The organism is Oryzobacter telluris (genome assembly GCF_043099285.1).
In the GTDB taxonomy this organism is placed as follows: domain Bacteria; phylum Actinomycetota; class Actinomycetes; order Actinomycetales; family Dermatophilaceae; genus Oryzobacter; species Oryzobacter telluris.
In genome coordinates, this window is record NZ_CP170723.1 from 1,377,330 (window position 1) to 1,399,241 (window position 21,912).

Below are 21,912 nucleotides of genomic sequence, written 5' to 3' on the forward strand. Positions count from 1 at the left end.
CCCGATCCGCCGACCGGCCGCATGACTCTGGCTCCCGCACGCCCCACTGGTGCCCCGACCTCCCCGGTCGGGTCCGAGCCGACGGTCACCGCGGTCGTCATCACCCGCCGTGACCCCGACGGCCTCCACGAGCTCCTCACGGCCCTGTTCGCCCAGACCCTCCTGCCCACCGAGGTCCTCGTCCTCGACCGCACGGGCGGGCTCACCCTCCCGCGTCGCGACGGCAGCGCCGCCCCTGACGTCACCGACGTCGTCGAGGCCGCCCGCAACGGCCACGCCGTCGACGTCACCGTGATCGAGACGCCCCACCGCACCTCGGTACGCGCCGCGGCCCACCGCGCCCTGGCCGCCCACGAGGGTGACCCCACGACCCTCGCGTGGTTCCTGCCCGTCGGCGCCACCCCGGAACCGGCCGCCCTCGTCACCCTCGTCGACACGTGGCGGCGCTCGGCCTCCACCGGCATCGTCGGCCCCAAGCACGTCGATGCCGACGACCCCCACCTGCTGCGGGCACTGTCGATCCACGTCACGCGCGGAGGGCGCCTCCTCGCCAAGCCGGTCCCGGGCCGCCCCGACCAGGGCCAGCACGACCGCGACGGCGACGCCCTCGCCGTGCCCTTCGCCGGTTCGCTCGTCGAGCGGGACCTGCTCACCGAGCTGCGCGGCTGGGAGACCTCGTTCGGCGACCTCGGCGCCGACCTCGACCTCGGCTGGCGCGCCCAGGACACCGGCCGCCGCGTCGTCGTCGCCCCCACCGCGCGGGTCCGCAGCGAGCCGGGCGTCGCCCCGGCCACCGCCTCCACCCCCGGTCGCCGCCGTGGTGCGCGCCGGGTCGCCCTCACCCGCGCCTCCTGGTGGGCCGCACCGGCGCTGGCCGCGTGGATCGCCCTCACCTCGGTCGTCGCCGCGGTCGGGCTGCTCCTGCTCAAGCGGCCGCGCGCCGCCTGGGCCGAGCTGTCCTCGCTGTCCTCCCTCGACCCCTTCCGGGGCGCCGCCACCCGATGGCGCACCCGCCACCGCCGTGCCGTCGCCCGCCGTGACCTGCAGGCGCTGTTCGAGCCCCGCCGCGCCGTCCTCACCAGCTGGGGCGATGCCGTCCACGACGCCCTCGTGCCGCCCGCCCCGCCCATCGGGAACGAGGCCAACGACCTCAACCCCCGCTCGTGGCTGGTCAACGTCGTGCGGCACCCGGGTGTCATCGCCACGGCCGTCGCGGCCGTCGTGGCGGGCCTCGCGGCGCGCTCGCTCGGCCTCGGCGTCGTCACCGGGATGGGCTCGGGCCTGGCCGGCGGCGAGCTCGTCGGCACCCGGGCCGACGCGGGCACCCTCTGGTCGGCCTGGACCGACGGCTGGACCGGCACCGGCCTCGGCGGACCCGACCCGGTGGGCCCGGCCGCGCCGCTCCTCGCGCTGCCCGCCTGGCTCGCCGACCACCTGCCGCTGCTGCCGAGCCCCACGTCGCCGGCCGGGTTCGTCGTCGCCCTCCTCGTCCTGCTCGGGATGCCGCTCGCCGCCGTGAGCGCCTACCTCTCCCTGCGCGTCATGGTGCGTTCGCGGGCGGTGCGCACCCTCGGCGCCGTCGCGTGGGCCACCACCGGGGTCGCCGCGGCCTCGGTGGCGCAGGGCCGGCTCGGCGCGGTCGTCGCCCTCGTCCTCCTGCCCGCGCTGGCCGCCGGGCTCTGGCTCATCGGCACGCGCCGCTCCACGGCCACCAGCGCCTTCGCCACCGCCCTCGCCGGGGTCCTCCTGGGGGCGTTCGCGCCGGTGCTGCTCGCGGTCGTCGTGGTCCTCGCGCTCGTGCTCGCCCTGGTGCGCCGCGGGGTGCGCCTGCACGCCCTGGCCGTGGCCGTCATCCCGGTGGCGGTCCTCGGGCCGTGGCTGGTCCGCTCGGCCGAGGCCTCGTGGCCGGTGCTCGTCGCCGGGGTCGGCCTGGCCCAGTGGGGCGGTGCCACCCCCGAGGCGTGGCAGCTCGCGCTCCTCCAGACCGGTGGCGCCGGCACGCCGTTCGTCTGGACGGCCGTGCCCCTCCTCGCCGCCGCCCTCCTCGCCTTCGGGCGCGGGCGCGCCTGGGGGTCGGCCACCACCGCCCTCGCCCTCCTCGCCCCCGCGTTCCTCGCGCTCGCCCTCGTGGCTCCCTCGGTGCGCCTGGGCACCGTCCCCACCGGTCTCGAGGGAGCGGGCGACCCCATCACGCTGTGGTCGGGCACCCTGCTGCTGCCGTTCGCGCTCGTCCTCGTGCTGCTCGTGGCCCGGGGCCTCGACGGCGTCCGGCTGCGCCCGCCCACCGCCGGCGCCCCGGCCTCGTTCGGCGCACGCACCTCGCTGGCCGCCCGGTGGACCGCCGTCTCCCTCGTCGTCCTCGCCGTGGCCACGGGGGCCGGTGCCGTGGTGGCCGCCACCCTGGGCACCGACCTCGCGCCGTGGCGCGACCCGCGGCCGGCCGTGTCCGTGGAGCAGGCCTCGGGCGCGTTCGCCACCCGGGCGCTGTTCGTCACCCCCGGCGACCGCGGCTCCGGGTACCGCTTCGTGGGCCGTGAGGGCTCCACGCTCGTGCGACCGCTGCCGTCCGTCGCCGAGGCCGACGGCTCGGTCGCCGAGCGGGTCAGCGCCGTGCTCGGTGACGCCTCGGCGGGGCCAGAGCTGTTCTCCGACACCGCAACCGACCTGCTCGCCGTGCGCGCGGGCATGGTCCCCGAGGTCACCACGCGCCTCGACGCCACCGCCGGCCTCCAGCGCGTCACCGCCCGCCAGGGCTGGGAGATGTGGCGGGTCAGCCCCGCCTCGGTCGAGGGCGGCGACAGCCTCGTCGCCCCGCCCCGGCTGCGGATGGAGACGCCCACCGGAGCGCGCCTCGTCGAGACCACCGGCGACCACGCGGGCACCACGACGACCCTCGACGTCCCCGCCGACAGCCGCCTCGTCGTCGCCGAGCCCACCGGGTGGGCCGCGCAGGCCACCGTGGCCGTCGACGGTGTCGTGCTGCAGCCCGCGGACGGCACGCGCACCCCCACCTACGCCCTCCCCGCCGGACCCGGAGTCCTCACCATCACCGTCACCGACCCGCTGCGCTGGTGGCACCTCGGGCAGGTCGCCGCCGTCCTCGCGCTGGCCTTCCTCGCCGTGCCGTTCGGCCGGCGCGAGTCCCGGGTGGGGTCGCGATGAGCGCCTTGCGCCGGGCCGGGGCCCGCACCACGGCCGCCGTCCGCGCCGTCAACTGGGCCGGCGTGGCCCGCGTCGCCGTCGTCGCTGGCGCCGCCGCCGCGCTCGTCCACGTGGCCACCACCCAGTCGTTCGGCCTCGACCTCGCCGCGGCCGTGGGGGAGGACGAGGCGCCAGTGACCGCCACCGCGCTCACCACCCGCGTGAACCAGGTCTGCTCGGGCGCCGAGCTGTCGGGCATCGACGGCGTCCCCGACGTCGCGGTCCCGGCCACCGTCACCGCCGCCTCCGGGCCCGCCGACCTGCTGCCCGCCACCCCGCCGTCCCAGGGGTCGCTCGACGTCACCGCCGACGGCGGCGAGCTGCTCTCCCTCGACACCCGCCCGGCCACCGCCACGAAGCCGCTTCCCGCGAAGGGCCCGGCCCGCGTCACGGGGAGCGCCGCACTGGCCCCGGCCGTCGCCGCCACGCAGGAGTGGACCCTCGACACCAAGGACCTGCGCGGCCTCGTCAGCGTCCCCTGCGGCACGGGCGCCACCGACCAGTGGCTCCTCGCCGGCGGGGCCGGACCCGGCCGCCAGGAGCGCCTCGTCCTCACCAACCCCGGTGCCAACCCGGTGACGGCCGAGGTCGAGGTCCACGGGGCACGGGGCCTCCTCGGCGACCCCGTCAACCAGACCGTGGCCCCCGGAGGCCGCGCCACGGTCCTCCTCGACGCCCGGTACGGCAGCGAGGAGACCCCCGCCGTCCACGTGAGCACCGACGGCGCCGGCCTGCACGCCACGCTCACCGACACGTGGATCACCGGCAGCACCGCCCTCGGCGCCGACACCACGACCGCCGCCGCCGCGCCGTCGACGACCCAGGTGCTGCCCGGAACGATCGTCGACACCGGCCCCGCCACCCTGCGCGTCGCCGCCCCCGGCGAGCAGGGCGCGGTCGTGCGCGTCGACGTCATCGGGCGCTCGGGGTTCGTCGAGCTGCCCGGGGAGAGCGTCGTCAGCGTCGACGCCGGCGCGGTGGCCGAGCTCCCGCTCGCCGGGCTCCCCGAGGGGACCTACACGGTGGTGCTGCGCTCCGACGTCCCGGTCGTCGGCTCCGTGCTCACCCGCGTCGGCGACGGCAAGGCCCCCGGCGAGCTCGCCTGGACCACCTCGGCACCCGCACTCCCCGCCACCGGCGGGGCCGCGCTCCCGCCCACCGCCGGCGTCGGGCGCAGCCTCCAGCTCGTCTCCACCGACGGCAGCTCGACGGCCGAGGTCACCACGGTCGTCGACGGCACCGCCGCCACCCGGGTCGTGTCGCTCCTCAGCGAGCGGATGACCGCCGTCGACCTCGCGGGCGCGAGCTCGGTCTGGGTGCGCAAGACCTCCGGGAGCGGTGAGCTGCGCGGCGCGGTGGTGTCGTCCTCCGGCACCGGGGCGACCCGCCTGCTGTCGTCGATGCCGCTGGAGGACAGTGCGGTCTCCTCACCGGTGAGCCGCGCCTTCCCCCTGCCCTGAACCACCCTGCGCCACACCGTGGTTCGAGGTGAAACCAAACCCTGATGGTCGCATTTCACCTCGACCCACCGCAGCGTCGCACGCGTCGAGATGATGTCCGATGCCGACGTGGTCGTCTTTCACCTCGACCGGATGGATGGGCTCCGGCCGGTCAGAGGTCGGGGTCGATGCCCGGGTCGATCTCGTGCGGCGGCACGCCGAGCAGCGCGGCCACCTGCTCGGTGACCACCTCGCGCACGATGTCGGACAGCTCCTGGTCGTCCTGGGCGCGCAGCTCGACCGGGCGGCGGTAGACCACGACCCGGTGCGGCCTCGAGGTCGTGCCGCGCAGCAACCGCCCCAACGGCGCCGACTGCTCCTCCCACGGAGCGGGGTCGACCGGCGGGACCTCCTCCACGGCGAACTCCAGCTCGGCGTAGCGGGTTCCCAGGTGCGGGCGGACCCGGTCGGCGGCGTCGAGGACGAGGTCGTCGAACCGTTGGCGGCGCGTCTCCATGGCGGGCACGGTGGGCCAGGCCAGCGGCCCCCGGAACCCCCTGCCGTGGCGCTCGCGACGTCGACCCTGGTGCACGTGCGCATGCTACGACCCCGCCGCCGGAGCACCGGTCGGCGCCCGCGCGCCGGTCGCCTCGGCGTGCCTGCGGGCGGCCGTCGGAGGTGCCGCCTAGAGTCTGCGGAGTGAACCTGTCCCGGAGATGTTCCAAGACGGCGTGCCGCCAGCCCGCGGTGGCCACCTTGACGTACGTCTACTCCGACCGGGCAGCCGTCCTCGGCCCGCTGGCCACGTACGCCGAGCCGCACACCTACGACCTCTGCTCCCAGCACGCCACCCGCCTCACGGCGCCGCGCGGCTGGGACGTCGTGCGCCTGGCCACCGATTTCCCCGACCCGCAGCCCTCCGGCGACGACCTCCTGGCCCTCGCCGACGCCGTCCGCGAGGCCGGGCGCCCCCGCCCCGCGCCCGAACCGGTCGAGCAGGGCCCCACCGTCGTCGCCGGCGAGGTCCGCCGCGGCCACCTGCGCGTCCTGCGGGGCAGCGCCGAGGGCTGAACGGGCCCTCACCCGTTCGGCCACACCCCCTCCGGGCACCCCGGGGACGTACCGCCGGTTCACGTAGGCTCACCTGACGTGACCGCCACCTCCCTCAGCGCGCTCGTCAAGGCCTACGACGTCCGCGGCACCGTGCCCGACCAGCTCAACCCCCGCGTCGCCCACGCCCTGGGCGTCGCCTTCGCCGAGGTCGTCGTGCTGGCCGACGGAGCCCCCGGCTGCGTCATCGCGCACGACATGCGCGCCTCCGGCCCCGAGCTGGCCCAGGCCTTCGCCGAGGGCGTGCGCGGCCGCGGCGCCGACGTCACCCTCGTCGGCCTCGCCAGCACCGACGGCCTCTACTACGCCAGCGGCGCCCTCGACCTCCCCGGCGCGATGTTCACCGCGAGCCACAACCCCGCGCAGTACAACGGCATCAAGCTCTGCCGCTCCGGCGCCCGGCCCGTGGGCCAGGACAGCGGCCTCGCCGACATCCGCACCCGCGCCGAGCAGCTCCTCGATGACGACGCGGGCGCCACTCCCGCTCCCGCCGCGACCGTCGGCGCCCAGGCCGAGCGCGACCTCCTCGCCGACTACGCCGCCTTCCTGCGCGGCCTCGTCGACCTCTCGGCCATCCGCCCGCTCAAGGTCGTCGTCGATGCCGGCAACGGGATGGGCGGGTACACCGTCCCCGCCGTGCTCGGCACCGGCGCGGGCCTGGCCGAGCTGCCCCTCGACATCGTCCCGCTGTACTTCGAGCTCGACGGCACCTTCCCCAACCACGAGGCCAACCCGCTCGACCCGAAGAACCTCGTCGACCTCCAGGCCGCCGTCCCGCAGCACGGAGCCGACCTCGGCCTGGCCTTCGACGGTGACGCCGACCGCTGCTTCGTCGTCGACGAGCGCGGCAACCCGGTGAGCCCCAGCGCGATCACCGCCCTCATCGCCCGCCGCGAGGTCGCCCGCGCCGTCGCCGAGGGTGCCGATGCCGCCGACGTCGCCGTGGTGCACAACGTCATCACCTCCGCCCAGGTCCCCGAGGTCATCGCCGAGACTGGGGCCCGCGCGGTCCGCACGCGGGTGGGGCACTCCTTCATCAAGGCCGAGATGGCGCGCCACGGTGCGGTGTTCGGCGGCGAGCACAGTGCGCACTACTACTTCCGCGACTTCTGGTTCGCCGACACCGGGATGCTGGCGGCGATGCACGTCCTCGCGGCGCTGGGGCAGCAGGACGCCCCGCTCAGCACCGTGATGGCCGACCTCCATCGGTACCAGGCGTCGGGGGAGATCAACTCCACCGTCACCGACGCGGCCGCCGCCACCGAGGAGGTCCGCGCCTGGGCGCAGGAGCGCGACGTGGAGACCGACGAGCTCGACGGCCTCACGCTCGTCCACGCCGGGGACGGCACCGCGGCCGACCCGATGTGGTGGCTCAACCTGCGCGCCTCCAACACCGAGCCGCTTCTGCGGCTCAACGTCGAGGCCGCCGACACCGCCACCATGGAGCGGGTCCGCGACGAGGTCCTCGCCATCGTCCGTGCCTGAGCCGTGTGGGAGGATCGACAGCGCCCGACACGCCCCCGACACACCCTGAGGACCCGATGAGCGAGCAGGCCCCGACGTCGCCGATCGAGCCGTGGCTGCGCGAGATCCTGCGCTGCCCCGCCTGTCGCGGTGAGCTGCGTGACGCCACTGGCGAGCAGGGCCCCGAGCTCGTGTGCACCAACGCCGAGTGCGGCCTGGCCTACCGGATCGACGACGGCGTCCCGGTCCTCCTCGTCGACGAGGCCCGCCGCCCGGCCTAGGCCGACGCGAGGATCACCAGATGCCCTGGGTCGACGAGAACCGCCTCGACGACGCCGACGCGCTCCGCACCCTCGACAGCCGCGACTCGCTGCGGTCGCTGGCCTCGGCCGGCGCCCAGGTGCGCCGCGCCCTCGTCTCCGCGCAGGAGGCGGGCATCGAGCGCGTCTCCGGGGGCGAGCGCCCGCGCAGCGTCCTCGTGGCGGCGCTCGGCGGGTCCTCCCTCGTCTGCGACGTCCTCGACCTCCTCGCCGAGCCCGGCTCGCCCGTCCCCGTCCTCACCCGGCGCGACGCCCCGCTGCCCGGCTGGGTCGGGCCGCTCGACCTCGTCATCGCCGTCTCGCAGTCGGGCCGCGCGGCCGGCCCGCTGGCCCTGGCCGCCGAGGCCGCGCGCCGTGGTGCCTCGCTCCTCACCGTCGGTGCGGCCGACTCGCCCCTGGCCGACGTCAGCGCCCGCGCCCGCGGCGTACACGTCGACGTCGCGCTCCCTACTCCCTCGTCACGCACGGCCCTGTGGGGGATGCTCACCCCGGTGCTGATCGCCGCCGACGCCATGGGCCTGGCGCACGTCCCCACCGCCACGCTCGAGCGGGTCGCCGACCTCCTCGACCAGGTCGCGGAGGAGTGTCGACCGTCGTCGGACGCGTTCGTCAACCCTGCCAAGGTCATCGCCGTCGGGCTGGGGGAGACGGTGCCCGTCGTCCTCGGTGACGGACCGCTCACCGGCGTGGCCGCCTGCCGCGCCGCCTCCATGCTCTCGCGCACGGCCCGGGTTCCCGCCACGCACGGGGCACTGCCGGACGCCGCCTCGCAGGTGGTCGCCACGCTGGACGGGCCGTTCGGCTCCGGTACGCCGAGCGGTGGCACCCGGCAGGGCGACGACATCTTCGCCGACCCCTTCCTCGACGGCCCGGCCGCGCCGCGGCTCGGCCTGCTCGTGCTGCGCGACCCCGGTCTCGACCCGGCCGCTGCCGGCCTCGCCGACGCCGTGGTGGCTTCGGCGCGGGAGGCGGGTGCGGTCGTCCAGGAGTGCGCAGCGCGCCCCGGCGAGCCGATCGAGCGGCTCGCCTCGCTCGTCGCCCTCACCGACTTCGCGGCCACCTACCTCGCGCTCGGCCTCGGCCTCGACCCGTCGGTCTCGCGCCACGTCAGGGAGCTCCGCGACCGCACCGGCTGACGCACAAAACCCGCCGTGAGTGCGGAAACGGTTGCGGGAGCGACCGTTTCCGCACTCACGGCGGGATGGAGAGGGTGCGGTGCCGCAGCCTCAGGTGCGCGGCAGCACCAGCGCCGTGCGGCGGGCCAGGATGAGCCCGAGAACGGTGTAGCCCAGGAGCAGGTGCCCGCCGCCGATCCAGTCGCTGTAGGGAGCACCGAGGAGCAGGAAGCTCGGGACGGTGACCACGGCCCAGCTCTCGGCGACGAGCGGCCAGACCCGGGCCAGGCCGCGCCAGCGCCCACCGACCGCGACCTTGATGCCGATGACGAACATGCCGAGCATCGACAGCGGCCAGAAGGCGTCGAGCACGGCGAGCCAGGTGGCGTCGCGGAACGCGGGGAACGCGCCGTGGAGGACGGTCCAGAGCATCGCGAGCGACAGCAGCACCCGCTCGATGCCGATGACGACCCTGGCGCCCCTGCCGCGACCGACGGCCCCGGTCAGGGACATCGCGCCGAGCAGGCCCATGACGCCGGCCTGGAACGGGAGGGCGCCCAGGTCGCTGATGGTGATGCCGACGACGGTGTCGGGGTTGGACCCGACGGTGAAGATCGAGCCGGCCCAGATGGCGGCGCCCGCGGCCAGGCCCAGGCCCCGGCGACGGACGGCGCGGACGAGGTCGGCGTCGGCCCCGACGGCGGTCCCGGCGGACGCCTGGGCCGAGGCCCCGACGGTCGCCGCAGCGGGCTCGACGGCGGGGGCCGGCGACGCGACGTCGGTGCGGGCCTGGACGGGGGAGACGGTGGTGCGGTTCACGGTGGTGTTCCTCTCGGAGCTGGGCGGTGGGGGTCCACCGCGACTGACGGCAACGTTCCCGGCCCGGCGTCCCACGGCGTCAGGGCCCGGTGTCACGTCGTGCGTCCCGTTCCGGTGTCCCACCCGGGTCGGGACACCGGACCCACAGACACCGGGACGCCCGCTGCGGCAGGCTTGCCCCCGTGACCGACGACACCGCGCCCGCGACGCCCGCGAGGCTCCCTGCCGCCGGTCGCGTGCTGCTGGTCGCGACCCTGGCCGTCGTCGTCGCCACCCTGCTCGTCGACTGGCGCGTCCCGGCCGCCCACCGTGCGCTGCTCGCGCTGGACCCCGGCTGGGTCACGGGCCCCGCCGGCCTGTCGATGGTCGTGGCGGGGGTCGTCGTCCTGGCCCGCCGGCCGGGCAACAGGGTCGGCGCCGTCCTCGGCGGCTTTGGCCTCTGGTGGGCGGTCGACGGCCTCGCCGCCGCGTGGCTCGGGTACTCCACCCTGTCCGACCCGGCCCTGCCCGGCGCCACGACCGCCTTCACCCTCTTCCAGCGCCTCGGCGCCGGGCTGCTCCTCGCGCTGCCGATGGTTCTCGTCCTCTTCCCGGACGGGCGGTGGCCGCGCGGTCGGCTCGGCTGGGCGGCCGGCCTCGCGGTCGCGATGAGCGGCCTCCTGTCCGTCCTCCTCCTCACGGTGCCCTCCCGTATCGCCCAGGAAGCGTCCGGGTCCGGTGCCCTCCCCGAGCCGCTCACCCGCATCGACCTCGACCCGGTCACCCTGCCGCTGCCCGACGGCCTGTGGTCGGTGCTCCTTCGGGTCGCCTACCTGATGATCCCGGTGAGCCTGGTCCCGGCGCTGGTGGTCGTCGTCGGCCGACACCGCCGTGCCACGGGCCGCACCCGGGCCCAGCTGCGCTGGCTGCTGTGGGCGGCCGCCGTCGACGTCCTCGTCATGCTCACGGTCAGCGTCCTGCCCGCGGCGGCCACGGTCGGCCTCACCGCCGCGGTGGCCGTCACCTCGGCGGCGGTGGCGCTGGCCGCCGTCGACCCCGAGCGCTTCGACGTCGACCGGCTCCTCGGGAACACCGTGGTGGCCGCGGTGCCCGTGGTCGTCACGGTCCTCCTCGACCTCGCCGTGCTCGGGGTCACGTCCTGGGCGCTGGGGGAGCGCGCGGCCCAGCGGGAGGTCCTCGTCCTCGCCGTGGTCGTCGCGGTCTGCCTGTGGCTCCCGCTGCGGGAGAGGCTGACCCGAGCCGTCCGACGCCGGATGGGCGCGGGCCAGGACCCGTACGACGTCGTCGCCGGGCTGGCCCGTGGCCTCGAGGACTCCCGCGGGTCCGAGGCCGAGCTGCTCGCCGTGGCGCGGGCCGTCTCGCGCGCCGTGCGCTCGCCGTGGGTCGGGGTGGAGGTCGCGCAGGGTGACGGGCGCACCCTCCTCGTCGAGCACGGGAGCCGCCCACAGGAGACCCGCGGCCTTCCCGTCAGCTACCGCGGTGAGGTGGTCGGCCACCTCCTGCTGCCCGCGCGCGGCGTCGCCGGGAGGCTGCGGCGCGCCGACGAGCGCCTCCTCACCGACGTCGTGCGCCAGGCCGCGGCCGCCGCCCGGGCCGCCCGCCTCGCCGACGAGCTGCAGCGCAGCCGCGAGGCCCTCGTCACCGCGGTGGAGGACGAGCGCCGTCGCCTGCGCCGCGACCTGCACGACGGGCTCGGCCCGGCGCTCGCGGCGGTCGCCACCCGCATCGACATGGCCCGCCTCGTGGCAGGTCGTGATGCCGCGGCCGCCGACGCGGCGCTCGCCGCCGCCCGCACCGAGGTCGGCGAGATGCTCACCGAGGTCCGCCGCCTCGTCCACGGCCTGCGCCCGCCCGCCCTCGACGACGTCGGTCTCCTGCGTGCCCTCGAGCAGCAGGCGGCGCTCGTCGCCCCCGACGTCGCCACCACGGTGCACGCCACCGGCGACCTCGCCGCCCTGCCCGCCGCCGTCGAGGTCGCCGCGTTCCGTGTCGCGGCCGAGGCGATGACCAACGTCGGGCGCCACGCCGCGGCCGACACCGCGACCATCCGCCTCGCGGCCAGCGGCGACACCCTCACCCTCGACGTCGAGGACGACGGCGTCGGCATCCCCGCGGGCACCCTGGCCGGTGTCGGCCTGGTCTCGTTGCGCGAGCGCGCCGCCGAGCTCGGCGGCACGTGCGAGGTCGGGTCGAACGGCCGCGGTACCCGCATCCGGGCCCGGTTCCCCCTGACGCAGCGGGCGCAACGCACCGGCGATGCCACCCCCACGTCCCACCCGGCGCCCGAGGAGGCCCTGCCGTGACCGAGCCGATCCGGGTCGTCGTCGTCGACGACCACCCCGTCTTCCGGGAGGGCTTCGCGGCGCTGCTCGGGAGCATCCCCGACGTCGAGGTGCTCGCGACCGCGTCGTCGGGGGAGGAGGCCGTGGCAGCCGTGGAGGCGCACCGCCCCGCGGTCGTCGTCATGGACGTGCAGATGCCCGGCATGGACGGCGTCGAGGCCACCCGGCGCATCATCGGCGCGCACCCCGAGACCGGCGTCGTCGTCCTGACCATGTCGGAGGAGGACGCCACCCTCCTCGACGCCGTGCGGGCCGGGGCGCGCGGCTACCTGCTCAAGGGGGCCGAACCCGACGAGATCGTCCGCGCCATCACGACCGTCGCGGCGGGGGGAGTCGTCTTCGGCGCCGTGCTCGCGACCCGGGTGGTCGAGTTCATGGCCCGACCCCGCGCCGCCGACACCGAGCCGTTCCCCGAGCTCTCGGCGCGCGAGCGCGAGGTCCTCGACCTCGTCGCCGGCGGCCTCACCAACGGGCAGATCGCCGCCCGGCTGTACCTCTCGCCGAAGACGGTGCGCAACCACGTGCACGCCGTGCTCGGCAAGCTGCAGGCTGCCGACCGCACCGAGGCGGTCATCCGCGCCCGCGACGCCGGCCTCGGTCGCTGACCTCCCTCCGACTGCGCGGTCGGGACCTTCCTCTCGGCGGCCTTCGGAGGTCTGGCGCTGGCGGTCGGCGTGGCCCTGGGCTACGCGGCGCTCACGCGCGGCGAGATCCAGGGCCACCCTGCCGCGATGACGGCGGCCCTCTGCATCGGCGCGGCATCCTCGTCGCGAACGTCGTGGGCATCGGGACGGTCGGGATGGAGGTCGTCCAGGAGCAGCTCGACGTCGCGCACGGCTCTCCACTGGGGATCTTCATGGCCCTCGTCGCCGCCTGCGTCGTCGTCTACGGAGTGGTGGCGAGCCTGCAGGCCGCGGTGTGCGGGTTCCTGCTGGGCCACTGGCTCGACCTGCTCCGCGACTGACGCAGGCCCGGCCAGGTTCCCGGAGGCGTCAGCCGGCGTGGCTGGCGAGCGCCAGGCGCTCGGCGTGCGGCAGCGCGAGGAGGGCGGCGGCCTCCACCACGAGCTTGCTGCGCCGCACCCCGCTGCCGATGCAGACCTCGCCCGCCTCGGCGACGGCGTCGTCGACGAGCACCGCCCAGTCGTCGGGGAGCCCCACCGGGGTGATGCCGCCGAACTCCATCCCCGTGAGGCTCACGGCGTCCTCCATCGGGGCGAAGGAGATCTTCCGCGCGCCGAGGTGGCGGCGCACCACCCCGTTGATGTCGGCCCGGTGCGTGGCCAGGACCATGACCGCCGCGTACGTCGTCACCCCGGCCCGCCGGGCCGCGACGACGACGCAGTTGGCGCTCTTGGCGAGGTCGACGTCGTACGCGTCGCACAGGGCCGCCGTGTCGGCGAGCCCGGGGTCGATCTCGGCCACCAGGAGCCCGGGCACCGACGCGGCGACCGCCGCGACGGGCGGGGCGAGCAGGTCGGGGCGCTCGGTGGCGGCGGTCCAGGCGAGGGTTCCGCGGGGGGTCGGCATGGGCCCACGCTAACCGGCCCGACCCGGGTCGACAGCGGTCCGGCGAGCCGGGTCTAGAGTCGCCGACATGGCCAGCCGGGACGAGTCGCAGGACGCGCAGGAGAGCAGTTCCGGACACGGGGCGGAGGGTGAGTCGACCACCGCGGTGCTCGCTGCGCTGGCCGCCAACCTCGGCATCGCCGTCACCAAGTTCGTCGCCTGGCTGCTCACTGGGTTCTCCTCGATGCTCGCCGAGAGCATCCACAGCCTCGCCGACTCGGGCAACCAGGTCCTGCTGCTCGTCGGCGCCAAGCGCGCCCGGCGCCCCGCCGACCTCGACCACCCCTTCGGCTTCGGGCAGCAGCGGTACGTCTACTCCTTCCTCGTGGCGATCGTCCTGTTCGTCCTCGGCGGGCTGTTCGCGCTGTACGAGGCCTACGAGAAGGTCCGCGAGTCGCTGTCCGAGGAGGACTACGACCCGTTCGCCAGCCGCTGGTGGTGGGTGCCGCTCGCCGTCCTCGGCGTCGCCATGGTGATGGAGGGGCTCAGCTTCCGCACGGCGGTTCGGGCGTCGAACAAGGTGCGCGACGGCCGGCCGTGGCTGCGGTTCGTGCGCGGGTCGAAGTCGCCCGAGCTGCCCGTCGTCCTTCTCGAGGACTCCGGCGCCCTCATCGGGCTCGTCCTCGCCGCCGCGGGTGTCGGCCTGACGCTCCTCACCGGCAACCCCGTGTTCGACGGCATCGGCTCGGGCCTCATCGGGCTCCTGCTCGTCTGCGTCGCGGCGTTCCTCGCCGTGGAGATGGGGTCGCTGCTCGTCGGCGAGGCCGCGGGGTCACGCAACCGGGCGGCCATCATCGCCGCCCTGGAGTCGCCCACCGGCGTCGACCGGGTCATCCACAGCCGGACCATGCACCTGGGTCCCGACGAGGTCCTCGTGGCCGCCAAGGTCGCGGTGGGGGCCACCGACAGCGCACACGACGTGGCCGCCGCCATCGACGAGGCGGAGGCCGCGGCCCGCGCTGCCGTGCCCGACCTCACCCTCGTGCTCTACCTCGAGCCCGACGTCGACCGCACGCCCGGAGCCGACAGCGTCGACGGTCCGCCGTGGGACCGCGAGCGGCGTGCGGCGGCGGACCAGCGGGAGGAATGAGACCGGGCCGCCGCACCCCCTGCGGGTACGACGGCCCAGCCGCCCGGAGGGCGGGTGTCGGGTCCACTCGGGCGTGACACCGCGTCGGCCGGGGCTACGACGTCCCCTCCGACGCCCAACACCTGCCGTCGTCCGTGTCGACGGTGGCGGACCCCTGACGAACCCGCCGTGCGCGCCGTGGTCTCCAGCGCACGCTGCCACCCGGTTGAACGGGGGACTACTTGGTATTTCACCTGACCAGGGGCCCGCATGGGGCTTTCGTGACCACCGGTTTGGCCCCGCGTCGAAGGCTGCGGCCGCGGCCGCCGTTGCGCGTGTGCAGGGTCGTGGTCAGGTTCGACGGCGGAGGGTCGAGTTGGACAGGCCCCCCGTGGGCCTCGGTACACTGGGCCCTTGCCGGCGCGGGTGATATCCCTCCACACCAGTGCGGCCCAGAAGGGCGACGCCGGGTCAACCCACCGTCCTGACTCCAAGGAGCTCACGCATGTCCGTTGACCATAAGGTCCGCGACCTCGGCCTGGCTGAGGCCGGCCGTCACCAGATCCGTCTTGCCGAGCACGAGATGCCGGGCCTGATGTCCCTGCGCGCCGAGTTCGGCGAGAGCAAGCCGCTCGCCGGCGCCCGCATCGCCGGCTCGCTGCACATGACCGTGCAGACCGCCGTCCTCATCGAGACCCTCACCGCGCTCGGCGCCGAGGTCCGCTGGGCGTCGTGCAACATCTACTCCACCCAGGACGAGGCCGCCGCGGCCATCGTCGTGGGTCCGCACGGCACCCCCGAGGACCCCCAGGGCGTCCCCGTCTTCGCCTGGAAGGGCGAGACCCTCGAGGAGTACTGGGACTGCACCGAGCAGATCCTCACCTGGCCCGGCGGCGCCCTCGCCAACATGATCCTCGACGACGGTGGCGACGCCACGATGCTCGTCCACAAGGGCAAGGAGTGGGAGGCCGCCGGTCAGGTGCCCCCCACCACCGAGGACGACACCGAGGAGTTCGGCGTCTTCAAGGCCCTCGTGCGCCGCACCCTCGGGCAGGACCCGCAGAAGTGGACCAAGGTCGCCGCCGAGATCAAGGGCGTCACCGAGGAGACCACCACCGGTGTCCACCGCCTCTACCAGCTGGCCGAGGCCGGCGAGCTGCTCTTCCCGGCGATCAACGTCAACGACTCGGTCACCAAGAGCAAGTTCGACAACAAGTACGGCTGCCGCCACTCGCTCATCGACGGACTCAACCGCGCCACCGACGTCCTCATCGGCGGCAAGGTCGCCGTCGTCGCGGGCTACGGCGACGTCGGCAAGGGCTGCGCGGAGTCGCTGCGCGGCCAGGGCGCCCGCGTCATCGTCACCGAGATCGACCCGATCTGCGCGCTGCAGGCCGCGATGGACGGCTACCAGGTCGCCAAGCTCGACTCGGTCGTCGGCCAGGCCGACATCATCGTCACCTCCACCGGCTGCTTCAACGTCGTCACCGCCGAGCAGATGCAGCAGATGAAGAACAAGGCGATCCTCGCCAACATCGGCCACTTCGACAACGAGATCGACATGGCCGGCCTGGCGAAGGTCCCGGGCATCACCAAGACCGAGATCAAGCCCCAGGTGCACGAGTGGACCTTCGAGGACGGCGACTCGATCATCGTCCTGTCCGAGGGCCGCCTGATGAACCTCGGCAACGCCACGGGCCACCCGAGCTTCGTCATGTCGAACTCCTTCTCCAACCAGACGATCGCCCAGATCGAGCTGTTCGGGAAGACCGACGAGTACATCGACGACGAGGGCAACCCGAAGGTCGAGACGCTGCCCAAGCACCTCGACGAGAAGGTCGCGCAGCTGCACCTCGACGCGCTCGGGGTCGAGCTCACCGAGCTCACCAAGGAGCAGGCCGAGTACCTCGGCGTCGACGTCGCCGGCCCGTACAAGCCGGAGCACTACCGCTACTGACGTCCTGCGTCAGCACGCCTGACTGACACCCGGAGCCGGTGTGCCGCCACGAGCGGCACACCGGCTTCGTCGTTCGGTGTACGCGCAGGTCAGGCAGGGTGCACACTGTCAACGCCGCCGGTCCTGCAGGGGACTGTCGACCCGGGCTCTCTGCCCGTGTCGACCAGTTGGGCGGGTTGACCGCGGCAGGGGCGGCAGATGGATCAATCGACGAGCGCATCCCGCGTTCCCGAACGCGACCGCGCGCTCGACGGACTCCGGGGCTTCGCGGCCCTCGCAGTGCTCTCCGGGCACCTTGTCACCCACATGGGACTGCTGCCCTTCCCGACCCTGGGCTCCAGCGGCGTCATCGTCTTCTTCGCGCTGTCCGGCTACCTCGTGGGCCGGATCCTGTGGCGGGTGGAGCCGACTGCCGCCTCGTATGCCCGCTTCCTCCGGCGTCGTGCGCGGCGTCTCGCTCCGGTGCTGTTGGTGGTGGTGCTCGGCACCAGCGTCGCCATGCTCGGGTTCGCGGCGGCACCACTCACTCTTGTGGCGCGTGATGCCGGTGTCGCGCTCCTTCAGGTGACGGCGATCGGGAACGCATTCGGTATCGACACGGCCGTGATCCTGCGCCCCACGTGGAGCCTGACCGTCGAGTGGGCCTTCTACCTGCTCGGCCCCGTCGCGATCTTCACCCCGAGGAGGCTGGGGCTGAGCGCCAGGCGGACGAGGGGGGTTCTCGCCGCAGGGGCCCTTGCACTCTACGGTCTTGCGCTGCCCCTGTCGGACCTGGCCTTCTACCACCTCCCCGTCGCGAACCTGGGCGTTCTCGTGGCGGGAGCCGCCCTGGCAGTTGGCCACGAGCATCGCGAGCTCCACGGTCCGGCGCCGACCAAGGACCCGGCGTACTCGGCGATGGCGATCGTGATGCTCGCGATCTTCGTGGTCCTTCCCGGCGACCCCCTGTCGTGGGGCTGGAAGCTCGCCGTACTGCCGGGTGCCGCTGTCGCCGCCCTCGTCGTGGTCCACGGGTGCTGGGCCCGGGTCGCGACCTCGCGTCTCCTCGCCGCCCGCTGGCTGCGGGCGGTCGGCATCCGCGCGTACAGCCTCTACCTCTGGCACCTGCCGGTCATGTGGGTCGTGTGGGTGACCATGCCGGCCAGCACGGCAATGACGAGGGCTGGCATCGCGCTGCTCGTCATCGTGCCGTTGGTCGCGCTCAGCTTCGAGGTGCTGGAACGGCCGTACCTGTCTTCTCCGAGCGCGACCCGGTCCGCCTATCTGCGGCACATCTTGGCGGGTCACGTTCGAGTGCGAAGTGGCGGGGTCGCGAGCACGGCCCACGCCCGCTGACGCTCGAACGGTTTCGAGGGGGAGGACATGGGGGGATCTCGACGCGCTGCGCTGCCCGTGCTCGTCATCGCCGGCGCGGTGGCGCTGACGGGGCTGGCTGGGCTCTGGGACCCAGACCTCACCCTCGACGCGCAGTCGAACCTTGTCTACGCGGATCAGGTTCTGTCCGGACGGGTGCCGCACCGCGACTTCTTCGTCACCTACGGACCGGCCAACTACTACGTGCTGGCGGCCGCCTTCGCCCTGATGGAGCCCAGCGTCGAGGTCCAGCGCCTCGTCGCCCTGACGTACGAAGCGGCTCTTGCTCTGGGCGTCTACGCCTGCTGCGCGAGACGTGGTCGGAGCATCGCGCTGGCGGCCGCCCTGACGACCGTCCTCTATGTCTCGTTCATCGAGGTGACTGCGTACGCCTGGTTCGGCGGTCTTGCCGTCACCCTCGCCGCCGTGGCCATCCTTCAGCGCCCACCACCCGCGTGGACGGGCGCGGTCAGCGGCGCACTCATCGCGATGTCGACCTTCTGGCGGGCCGAGATGCTCATCGTGGGGCTCGCCTGCGCATTGCCGTTCGTCGTCCGCAGCCGTGTGCGGTTCCGGCCCTTCGTCGTCGGCCTCGGCGTCGGGCTGGTGCCCGTTGCGCTCTACGCGGGGGTTGCCGGTCGGCAGTGGGCCGTCAACATGTTCGGCCGTGCGGGCGCCAATGCCGGGTACGCCTCGCTCGACCCCTCCGTGATCGCTGGAGGAGCAGTGCTCATCCTCGCGGTGTTCGCGATGGTCGTCCTGGGGATGCGTCGAGCGGACCCGTCGGCGATCTTCGTCGCGGTCTACGTCGCCGTACAGCTGCCGCAGCTGGCTCAGCGGCCGGACGTCCTCCATCTCGTGTTCGTGGCTGCGTCGTCGATCCCCTTGGCCGTCGCGCACATCGTTCCGGCGGGTGCAGCGGGTGCGGCGGGTTCGCCGGGAGCGGAGGACGGTGAGGCGTCGGGCGCGCTCCTAGCGCCGATGTCTCGGCTGTGGCTCGGCGGCGTGGCAGCCATCGTCCTCATGAGCGGGGCACTCGATGCGGCCGGGACTCCGTGGCGGGAGGTGGAGCAGGTTGCCGTCGGCAACCACTCGGTGATCGCCAGCAAGGACACCGCACCACGGATGCGCCACACGGTCCAGGCGCTGGAGCGGGCCTCAGGTGGAGGATCTGTGTTCCTCGGCGCGCAGGACATGTCCAAGCCGACCCTGACGTGGGCATTCTTCTACCACCTGATGCCAGCGCGCGCCGCTGACGGCTACTACCTCGAGGTCCCGCCAGGACTCGACCTCACGCAGCAGGAGCGGCTCGCGAGCGACGTCGAGGGCGCCAGCGTGCTGCTCCTGACAGAGTTCAGCGACGAGGAGCGGGCCCGACTCTTTCCCCGTCTACCCGATCTCTCAGACGTCGCGAACGACGCCGTGAGACGATCCTTCTGCAGGGGCGAGGAAACGCCCTACGGGACCGTCTTCGTCCGCTGCTGAACGACGACGGACCGTGTTGGGGCTTCATTGCCGTCCCTCGGGCGGCGGTGGGTCGATGAAACGCGCAAGGGGATGGAAGATGCCCGCTGCCCGAGCCCCGAGGCCATACCGTGCTGTGCACGAACCGCCGACTGCAGGACCGTGAGGGAGGAGGAGCATGCGGCCACCGCGAATCCGGGCCCGACGTTCCGACACCCCTCCACTGTTCCTGCAACCTCTCCATCGGCGAGCGTGCGGATGACCAGCGCACTCGAGACGCCAGTGGGGCATCCACCGACCACCTCCCCTCGGTGGCTGCGCGACCGTCCTGCGCTGGCGGCGACATCACTCTTCCTGATCCTCCAGGGTGGTGCTGCGTTGGCCTTTCACCTGGTCGAGCCCGGGTGGCCGAACGGTCGCCTCAACTGGGACGCCGCCCACTATGAGTCGATCGCCCGGAGCGGGTACCCGGAACTGCCTTCTGAGAACAGCCCCGCGGACCTGAGCCCCTACGCCTTCTACCCCCTGTACCCCCTCCTCGTGCGACTGCTTTCGACGCTGGCCGGGTTGTCCATCGCGACGGCTGCGGTGGTCATCAGCGTCACGTGCGCGACCGCTGCTGTCGTCGTGGCTGCCCGGTGGATGGGTGGCTTGTGGGGCTCGTCGGGGTCACTGGCAATCGTCTTTGGGCTGGCACTCTCACCAGCCTTCCCAGTGCTACAGATGGCGTATGTCGAGGGCCTGGCCTTGCTCCTCGTCGTGACCGCGCTGCGCTCGTTGGCGTCGGAGTCGTACCTGCTCTGCGGCGGTGCCATGGTGTTGTTGGGTTTCTCCCGAGCCATCGCTGCGCCGTTCGTCGTCGTCTCTGCCGTTCACCTGTGGTCGCTCCACCGGCGCAGCGAGCGCGGAAGGCGGTTGGCGGCCCCGTTGATGCTCGTCGGTGTCGCCGGGCTGGCCAGCTTTGCGTGGCCGATCGTGTCGGGACTCATGGCAGGGCGGCCGTTCGTCTACTTCGACGCGATGAGGGGTTTCCGCAAGCCGGGGTCTCCACCGTCGATCCTGTTCGCCGCCCTCGAGTACCCCTTCCTCGGGCTCCTCGTTCTCCTCTTCGTCGGCCTCACCACGTGGGTCGGGCTCCGCATCGTCCCCGACGAGACCCCGGTCGTCCTCCGCGCGTGGATCGTCGCCTATCCGCCCTACCTCGTCGCCGTCTCCGTCATCAGCACCTCCCCGCTCAGGTACCTGCTCCTGGCCTTCCCGATCGGACTCGTGTTGGTGCCGGCGCTGGCCAGGCTCCGCTGGCGCCTTGCGGTCCTGGTACCTGCGATCGCCGTGTCCATCATCGCGTCATGGTGGTGGGTCGCCACCTTCGTCCCCACGACGATCGACGGCACCATCCCGTAGGGACGAACCGGTCATGAGGATCAGCGCGGCGCCAGCACCTCCGCTGGGCTGGGTCTTTCCGCCGCGGTCGCAGATGATCGACGCCGCGTCCGGCGCAGCACGGGGCGCTCGACGAGGAACCAGGACGCCACGGCGAACGGCATCGTCGCCGCGATGCTCACCGCGGCGAAGCCGACGACTCCCAGCGTGGCCGCCCCGAAGGCCGCGAGCACTTGCTGGACGGGGAAGGAGTAGACGTACGTCCCGTAGGAGACGTCGTTCGTCTGGAACACGCCAGACGGGAGGGTGGCCCCCAGCCAGACCAGGCCGTAGGCCAGTGGCGCCGCAGTCAGGGCGTACCCCCACGCCGGGGGAAGTGTGAACGTTGCGACGACCGCGAACAGGAGGCAGGCGATGCCGACGAGGTGGTTGCTCCTCAGCTGGTGGCGAAGCGCCCACATGGCTGCGCCGGCGGCGAAGGTCGCGAGCAGCCGGAGCCCATGGTGGGTGAACGGAGATCCACCGTCGAACGGGCCGTGGACCACCACCACCAAGGCGCACAGGGCCAGGGCGAGCGCTGGAAGGGCGACGGGGGCTGCACGGCGCACCCTTGCCACGAGGAACAGTCCAGCGCAGACGTAGGCGATGGCCTCGTACCACAGGGTCCACAGGGAGCCGTTCCAGACGCCCGGATATGGCACCCGCATCAAGGTCGAGTCGATTCCCCACTGGCCGATGAAGAGCAACGCGTTGCCACGGATGTAGTCGAGGGCGCTCATGAGCTCGAAGTGCTCCCGCGTCCGCAACGTCACTAGGGGGGCGAACAGCAGCGCGACGACGACGAGGCACACCCAGAACGCCGGCAGGATCCGCGCCATCCGGTGACGGAGGAACGCCAGAAGGGGGAGTCGGTCGCGGGATTGCGCGATGAGGTAGCCCGACAACGCGAAGAACCCGCTCACGGCGAGGCCGGCCAGTTGTGGTCCACCCGGCCAGGGCGAGCCCGAGAGCGGCCAGCTGTGCCCGACGACGACGAGAAGTGCCAGGGCGAGCCGAACCGCGTTGAGGGCGTTGGCGCGGCCATGGAGGCGTTCCCCCACCAGTTGCCCAGACACGGGCGACACCCTAGTTTCATGCGGCGTCTGACACACCGCGGTTGGGTTGTTTCCCTTCCGCGCGCCGGTGGCGTCGACCGCCAGGTCAGCGACGGGGAGATCTGACGCCGTACCCTCCGGAGAGCGTTCGTCGACGGAGAGGGTCGTGGTGGCGAGAATCGTCTGGGTCAAGACCCAGCCTTGGGGGGTCGTG

General features: G+C 73.7%; 18 protein-coding genes. 14 read left to right on the top strand and 4 right to left on the bottom strand.

Annotated elements, in window-relative coordinates:
- Nucleotides 1-21 precede the first annotated feature (21 nt).
- Nucleotides 22-3,162: a glycosyltransferase gene (locus ACFLFB_RS06265; protein ID WP_392544849.1), complete on the top strand. Its 3,141-nt coding sequence runs from the start codon at nucleotides 22-24 to the stop codon at nucleotides 3,160-3,162.
- Complete coding sequence (locus tag ACFLFB_RS06270) at nucleotides 3,159-4,661, top strand: DUF5719 family protein (protein WP_392544850.1); 1,503 nt, start codon at nucleotides 3,159-3,161, stop codon at nucleotides 4,659-4,661. The genes ACFLFB_RS06265 and ACFLFB_RS06270 overlap by 4 nt, the downstream gene beginning before the upstream one ends.
- A gap of 151 nt (nucleotides 4,662-4,812) precedes the next feature.
- Here the strand turns inward: ACFLFB_RS06270 and ACFLFB_RS06275 are convergent, their stop codons facing one another.
- Nucleotides 4,813-5,157, bottom strand: coding sequence for a metallopeptidase family protein (locus ACFLFB_RS06275; RefSeq protein ID WP_392544851.1), 345 nt, complete (start codon nucleotides 5,155-5,157; stop codon nucleotides 4,813-4,815).
- Between the two features lie 182 nt (nucleotides 5,158-5,339).
- On the opposite strand from ACFLFB_RS06275, the gene ACFLFB_RS06280 reads away from it, so the two are divergent.
- The 4 genes from ACFLFB_RS06280 (at nucleotide 5,340) to ACFLFB_RS06295 (ending at nucleotide 8,670) form a co-directional block, all read left to right on the top strand.
- Nucleotides 5,340-5,711 carry a DUF3499 domain-containing protein gene (locus tag ACFLFB_RS06280; RefSeq protein WP_392544852.1) on the top strand — a complete coding sequence of 124 codons (372 nt, stop codon included), beginning with the start codon at nucleotides 5,340-5,342 and terminating at the stop codon, nucleotides 5,709-5,711.
- Nucleotides 5,712-5,789: 78 nt separating this feature from the next.
- Nucleotides 5,790-7,235, top strand: coding sequence for a phosphomannomutase/phosphoglucomutase (locus ACFLFB_RS06285; protein WP_392544853.1), 1,446 nt, complete (start codon nucleotides 5,790-5,792; stop codon nucleotides 7,233-7,235).
- 56 nt (nucleotides 7,236-7,291) lie between these two features.
- Complete coding sequence (locus ACFLFB_RS06290) at nucleotides 7,292-7,495, top strand: Trm112 family protein (RefSeq protein ID WP_392544854.1); 204 nt, start codon at nucleotides 7,292-7,294, stop codon at nucleotides 7,493-7,495.
- Nucleotides 7,496-7,515: 20 nt separating this feature from the next.
- The gene (locus ACFLFB_RS06295; RefSeq protein WP_392544855.1) at nucleotides 7,516-8,670 is read left to right on the top strand and encodes an SIS domain-containing protein; all 1,155 of its coding nucleotides are present in this window, start codon (nucleotides 7,516-7,518) and stop codon (nucleotides 8,668-8,670) included.
- Nucleotides 8,671-8,760: 90 nt separating this feature from the next.
- On the opposite strand, the gene ACFLFB_RS06300 is transcribed toward ACFLFB_RS06295, so the two are convergent.
- Nucleotides 8,761-9,468, bottom strand: a complete 708-nt coding sequence (locus tag ACFLFB_RS06300) for a hypothetical protein (RefSeq protein ID WP_392544856.1) — start codon at nucleotides 9,466-9,468, stop codon at nucleotides 8,761-8,763.
- Between the two features lie 182 nt (nucleotides 9,469-9,650).
- Here ACFLFB_RS06300 and ACFLFB_RS06305 point away from each other — a divergent pair, with 182 nt between their 5' ends.
- From ACFLFB_RS06305 to ACFLFB_RS06315, 3 genes are all read left to right on the top strand, one after another.
- Nucleotides 9,651-11,771: a sensor histidine kinase gene (locus ACFLFB_RS06305; protein WP_392544857.1), complete on the top strand. Its 2,121-nt coding sequence runs from the start codon at nucleotides 9,651-9,653 to the stop codon at nucleotides 11,769-11,771.
- Complete coding sequence (locus ACFLFB_RS06310; protein WP_392544858.1) at nucleotides 11,768-12,415, top strand: response regulator; 648 nt, start codon at nucleotides 11,768-11,770, stop codon at nucleotides 12,413-12,415. The genes ACFLFB_RS06305 and ACFLFB_RS06310 overlap by 4 nt, the downstream gene beginning before the upstream one ends.
- A gap of 173 nt (nucleotides 12,416-12,588) precedes the next feature.
- Nucleotides 12,589-12,774 carry a hypothetical protein gene (locus ACFLFB_RS06315; RefSeq protein WP_392544859.1) on the top strand — a complete coding sequence of 62 codons (186 nt, stop codon included), beginning with the start codon at nucleotides 12,589-12,591 and terminating at the stop codon, nucleotides 12,772-12,774.
- 28 nt (nucleotides 12,775-12,802) lie between these two features.
- Here ACFLFB_RS06315 and ACFLFB_RS06320 read toward each other — a convergent pair whose 3' ends face one another.
- Complete coding sequence (locus ACFLFB_RS06320; RefSeq protein ID WP_392544860.1) at nucleotides 12,803-13,339, bottom strand: YbaK/EbsC family protein; 537 nt, start codon at nucleotides 13,337-13,339, stop codon at nucleotides 12,803-12,805.
- Between the two features lie 67 nt (nucleotides 13,340-13,406).
- Between ACFLFB_RS06320 and ACFLFB_RS06325 the strand changes: the two genes are divergently transcribed.
- The 5 genes from ACFLFB_RS06325 to ACFLFB_RS06345 all read left to right on the top strand — a co-directional run bounded on the left by ACFLFB_RS06325 (nucleotide 13,407) and on the right by ACFLFB_RS06345 (nucleotide 20,625).
- On the top strand, nucleotides 13,407-14,468 hold the full coding sequence (locus tag ACFLFB_RS06325; protein ID WP_392544861.1) for a cation diffusion facilitator family transporter: 1,062 nt from the start codon (nucleotides 13,407-13,409) through the stop codon (nucleotides 14,466-14,468).
- Nucleotides 14,469-14,952: 484 nt separating this feature from the next.
- The gene (gene ahcY / locus ACFLFB_RS06330) at nucleotides 14,953-16,404 is read left to right on the top strand and encodes an adenosylhomocysteinase (RefSeq protein WP_392544862.1); all 1,452 of its coding nucleotides are present in this window, start codon (nucleotides 14,953-14,955) and stop codon (nucleotides 16,402-16,404) included.
- A 198-nt stretch (nucleotides 16,405-16,602) separates the two neighbouring features.
- Nucleotides 16,603-17,739 carry an acyltransferase family protein gene (locus ACFLFB_RS06335; protein ID WP_392544863.1) on the top strand — a complete coding sequence of 379 codons (1,137 nt, stop codon included), beginning with the start codon at nucleotides 16,603-16,605 and terminating at the stop codon, nucleotides 17,737-17,739.
- 57 nt (nucleotides 17,740-17,796) lie between these two features.
- A complete protein-coding gene (locus ACFLFB_RS06340; RefSeq protein ID WP_392544864.1) occupies nucleotides 17,797-19,242 on the top strand; it encodes a hypothetical protein in 1,446 nt (481 codons plus the stop codon).
- Between the two features lie 237 nt (nucleotides 19,243-19,479).
- Nucleotides 19,480-20,625, top strand: a complete 1,146-nt coding sequence (locus ACFLFB_RS06345) for a hypothetical protein (protein WP_392544865.1) — start codon at nucleotides 19,480-19,482, stop codon at nucleotides 20,623-20,625.
- Between the two features lie 20 nt (nucleotides 20,626-20,645).
- Here the strand turns inward: ACFLFB_RS06345 and ACFLFB_RS06350 are convergent, their stop codons facing one another.
- Nucleotides 20,646-21,719 carry an acyltransferase family protein gene (locus ACFLFB_RS06350; RefSeq protein WP_392544866.1) on the bottom strand — a complete coding sequence of 358 codons (1,074 nt, stop codon included), beginning with the start codon at nucleotides 21,717-21,719 and terminating at the stop codon, nucleotides 20,646-20,648.
- Nucleotides 21,720-21,912 lie beyond the last annotated feature (193 nt).

What these genes read in the sequence shown, in the direction of transcription:
- ACFLFB_RS06265 (WP_392544849.1), top strand. Translation starts at nt 22, where the DNA reads ATGACTCTGGCTCCCGCACGCCCCACTGGTGCCCCGACCTCCCCGGTC.
- ACFLFB_RS06270 (WP_392544850.1), top strand. Translation starts at nt 3,159, where the DNA reads ATGAGCGCCTTGCGCCGGGCCGGGGCCCGCACCACGGCCGCCGTCCGC.
- ACFLFB_RS06275 (WP_392544851.1), bottom strand. Translation starts at nt 5,157, where the DNA reads ATGGAGACGCGCCGCCAACGGTTCGACGACCTCGTCCTCGACGCCGCC.
- ACFLFB_RS06290 (WP_392544854.1), top strand. Translation starts at nt 7,292, where the DNA reads ATGAGCGAGCAGGCCCCGACGTCGCCGATCGAGCCGTGGCTGCGCGAG.
- ACFLFB_RS06295 (WP_392544855.1), top strand. Translation starts at nt 7,516, where the DNA reads ATGCCCTGGGTCGACGAGAACCGCCTCGACGACGCCGACGCGCTCCGC.
- ACFLFB_RS06320 (WP_392544860.1), bottom strand. Translation starts at nt 13,339, where the DNA reads ATGCCGACCCCCCGCGGAACCCTCGCCTGGACCGCCGCCACCGAGCGC.
- ACFLFB_RS06325 (WP_392544861.1), top strand. Translation starts at nt 13,407, where the DNA reads ATGGCCAGCCGGGACGAGTCGCAGGACGCGCAGGAGAGCAGTTCCGGA.
- ahcY (WP_392544862.1), top strand. Translation starts at nt 14,953, where the DNA reads ATGTCCGTTGACCATAAGGTCCGCGACCTCGGCCTGGCTGAGGCCGGC.
- ACFLFB_RS06335 (WP_392544863.1), top strand. Translation starts at nt 16,603, where the DNA reads ATGGATCAATCGACGAGCGCATCCCGCGTTCCCGAACGCGACCGCGCG.
- ACFLFB_RS06345 (WP_392544865.1), top strand. Translation starts at nt 19,480, where the DNA reads ATGACCAGCGCACTCGAGACGCCAGTGGGGCATCCACCGACCACCTCC.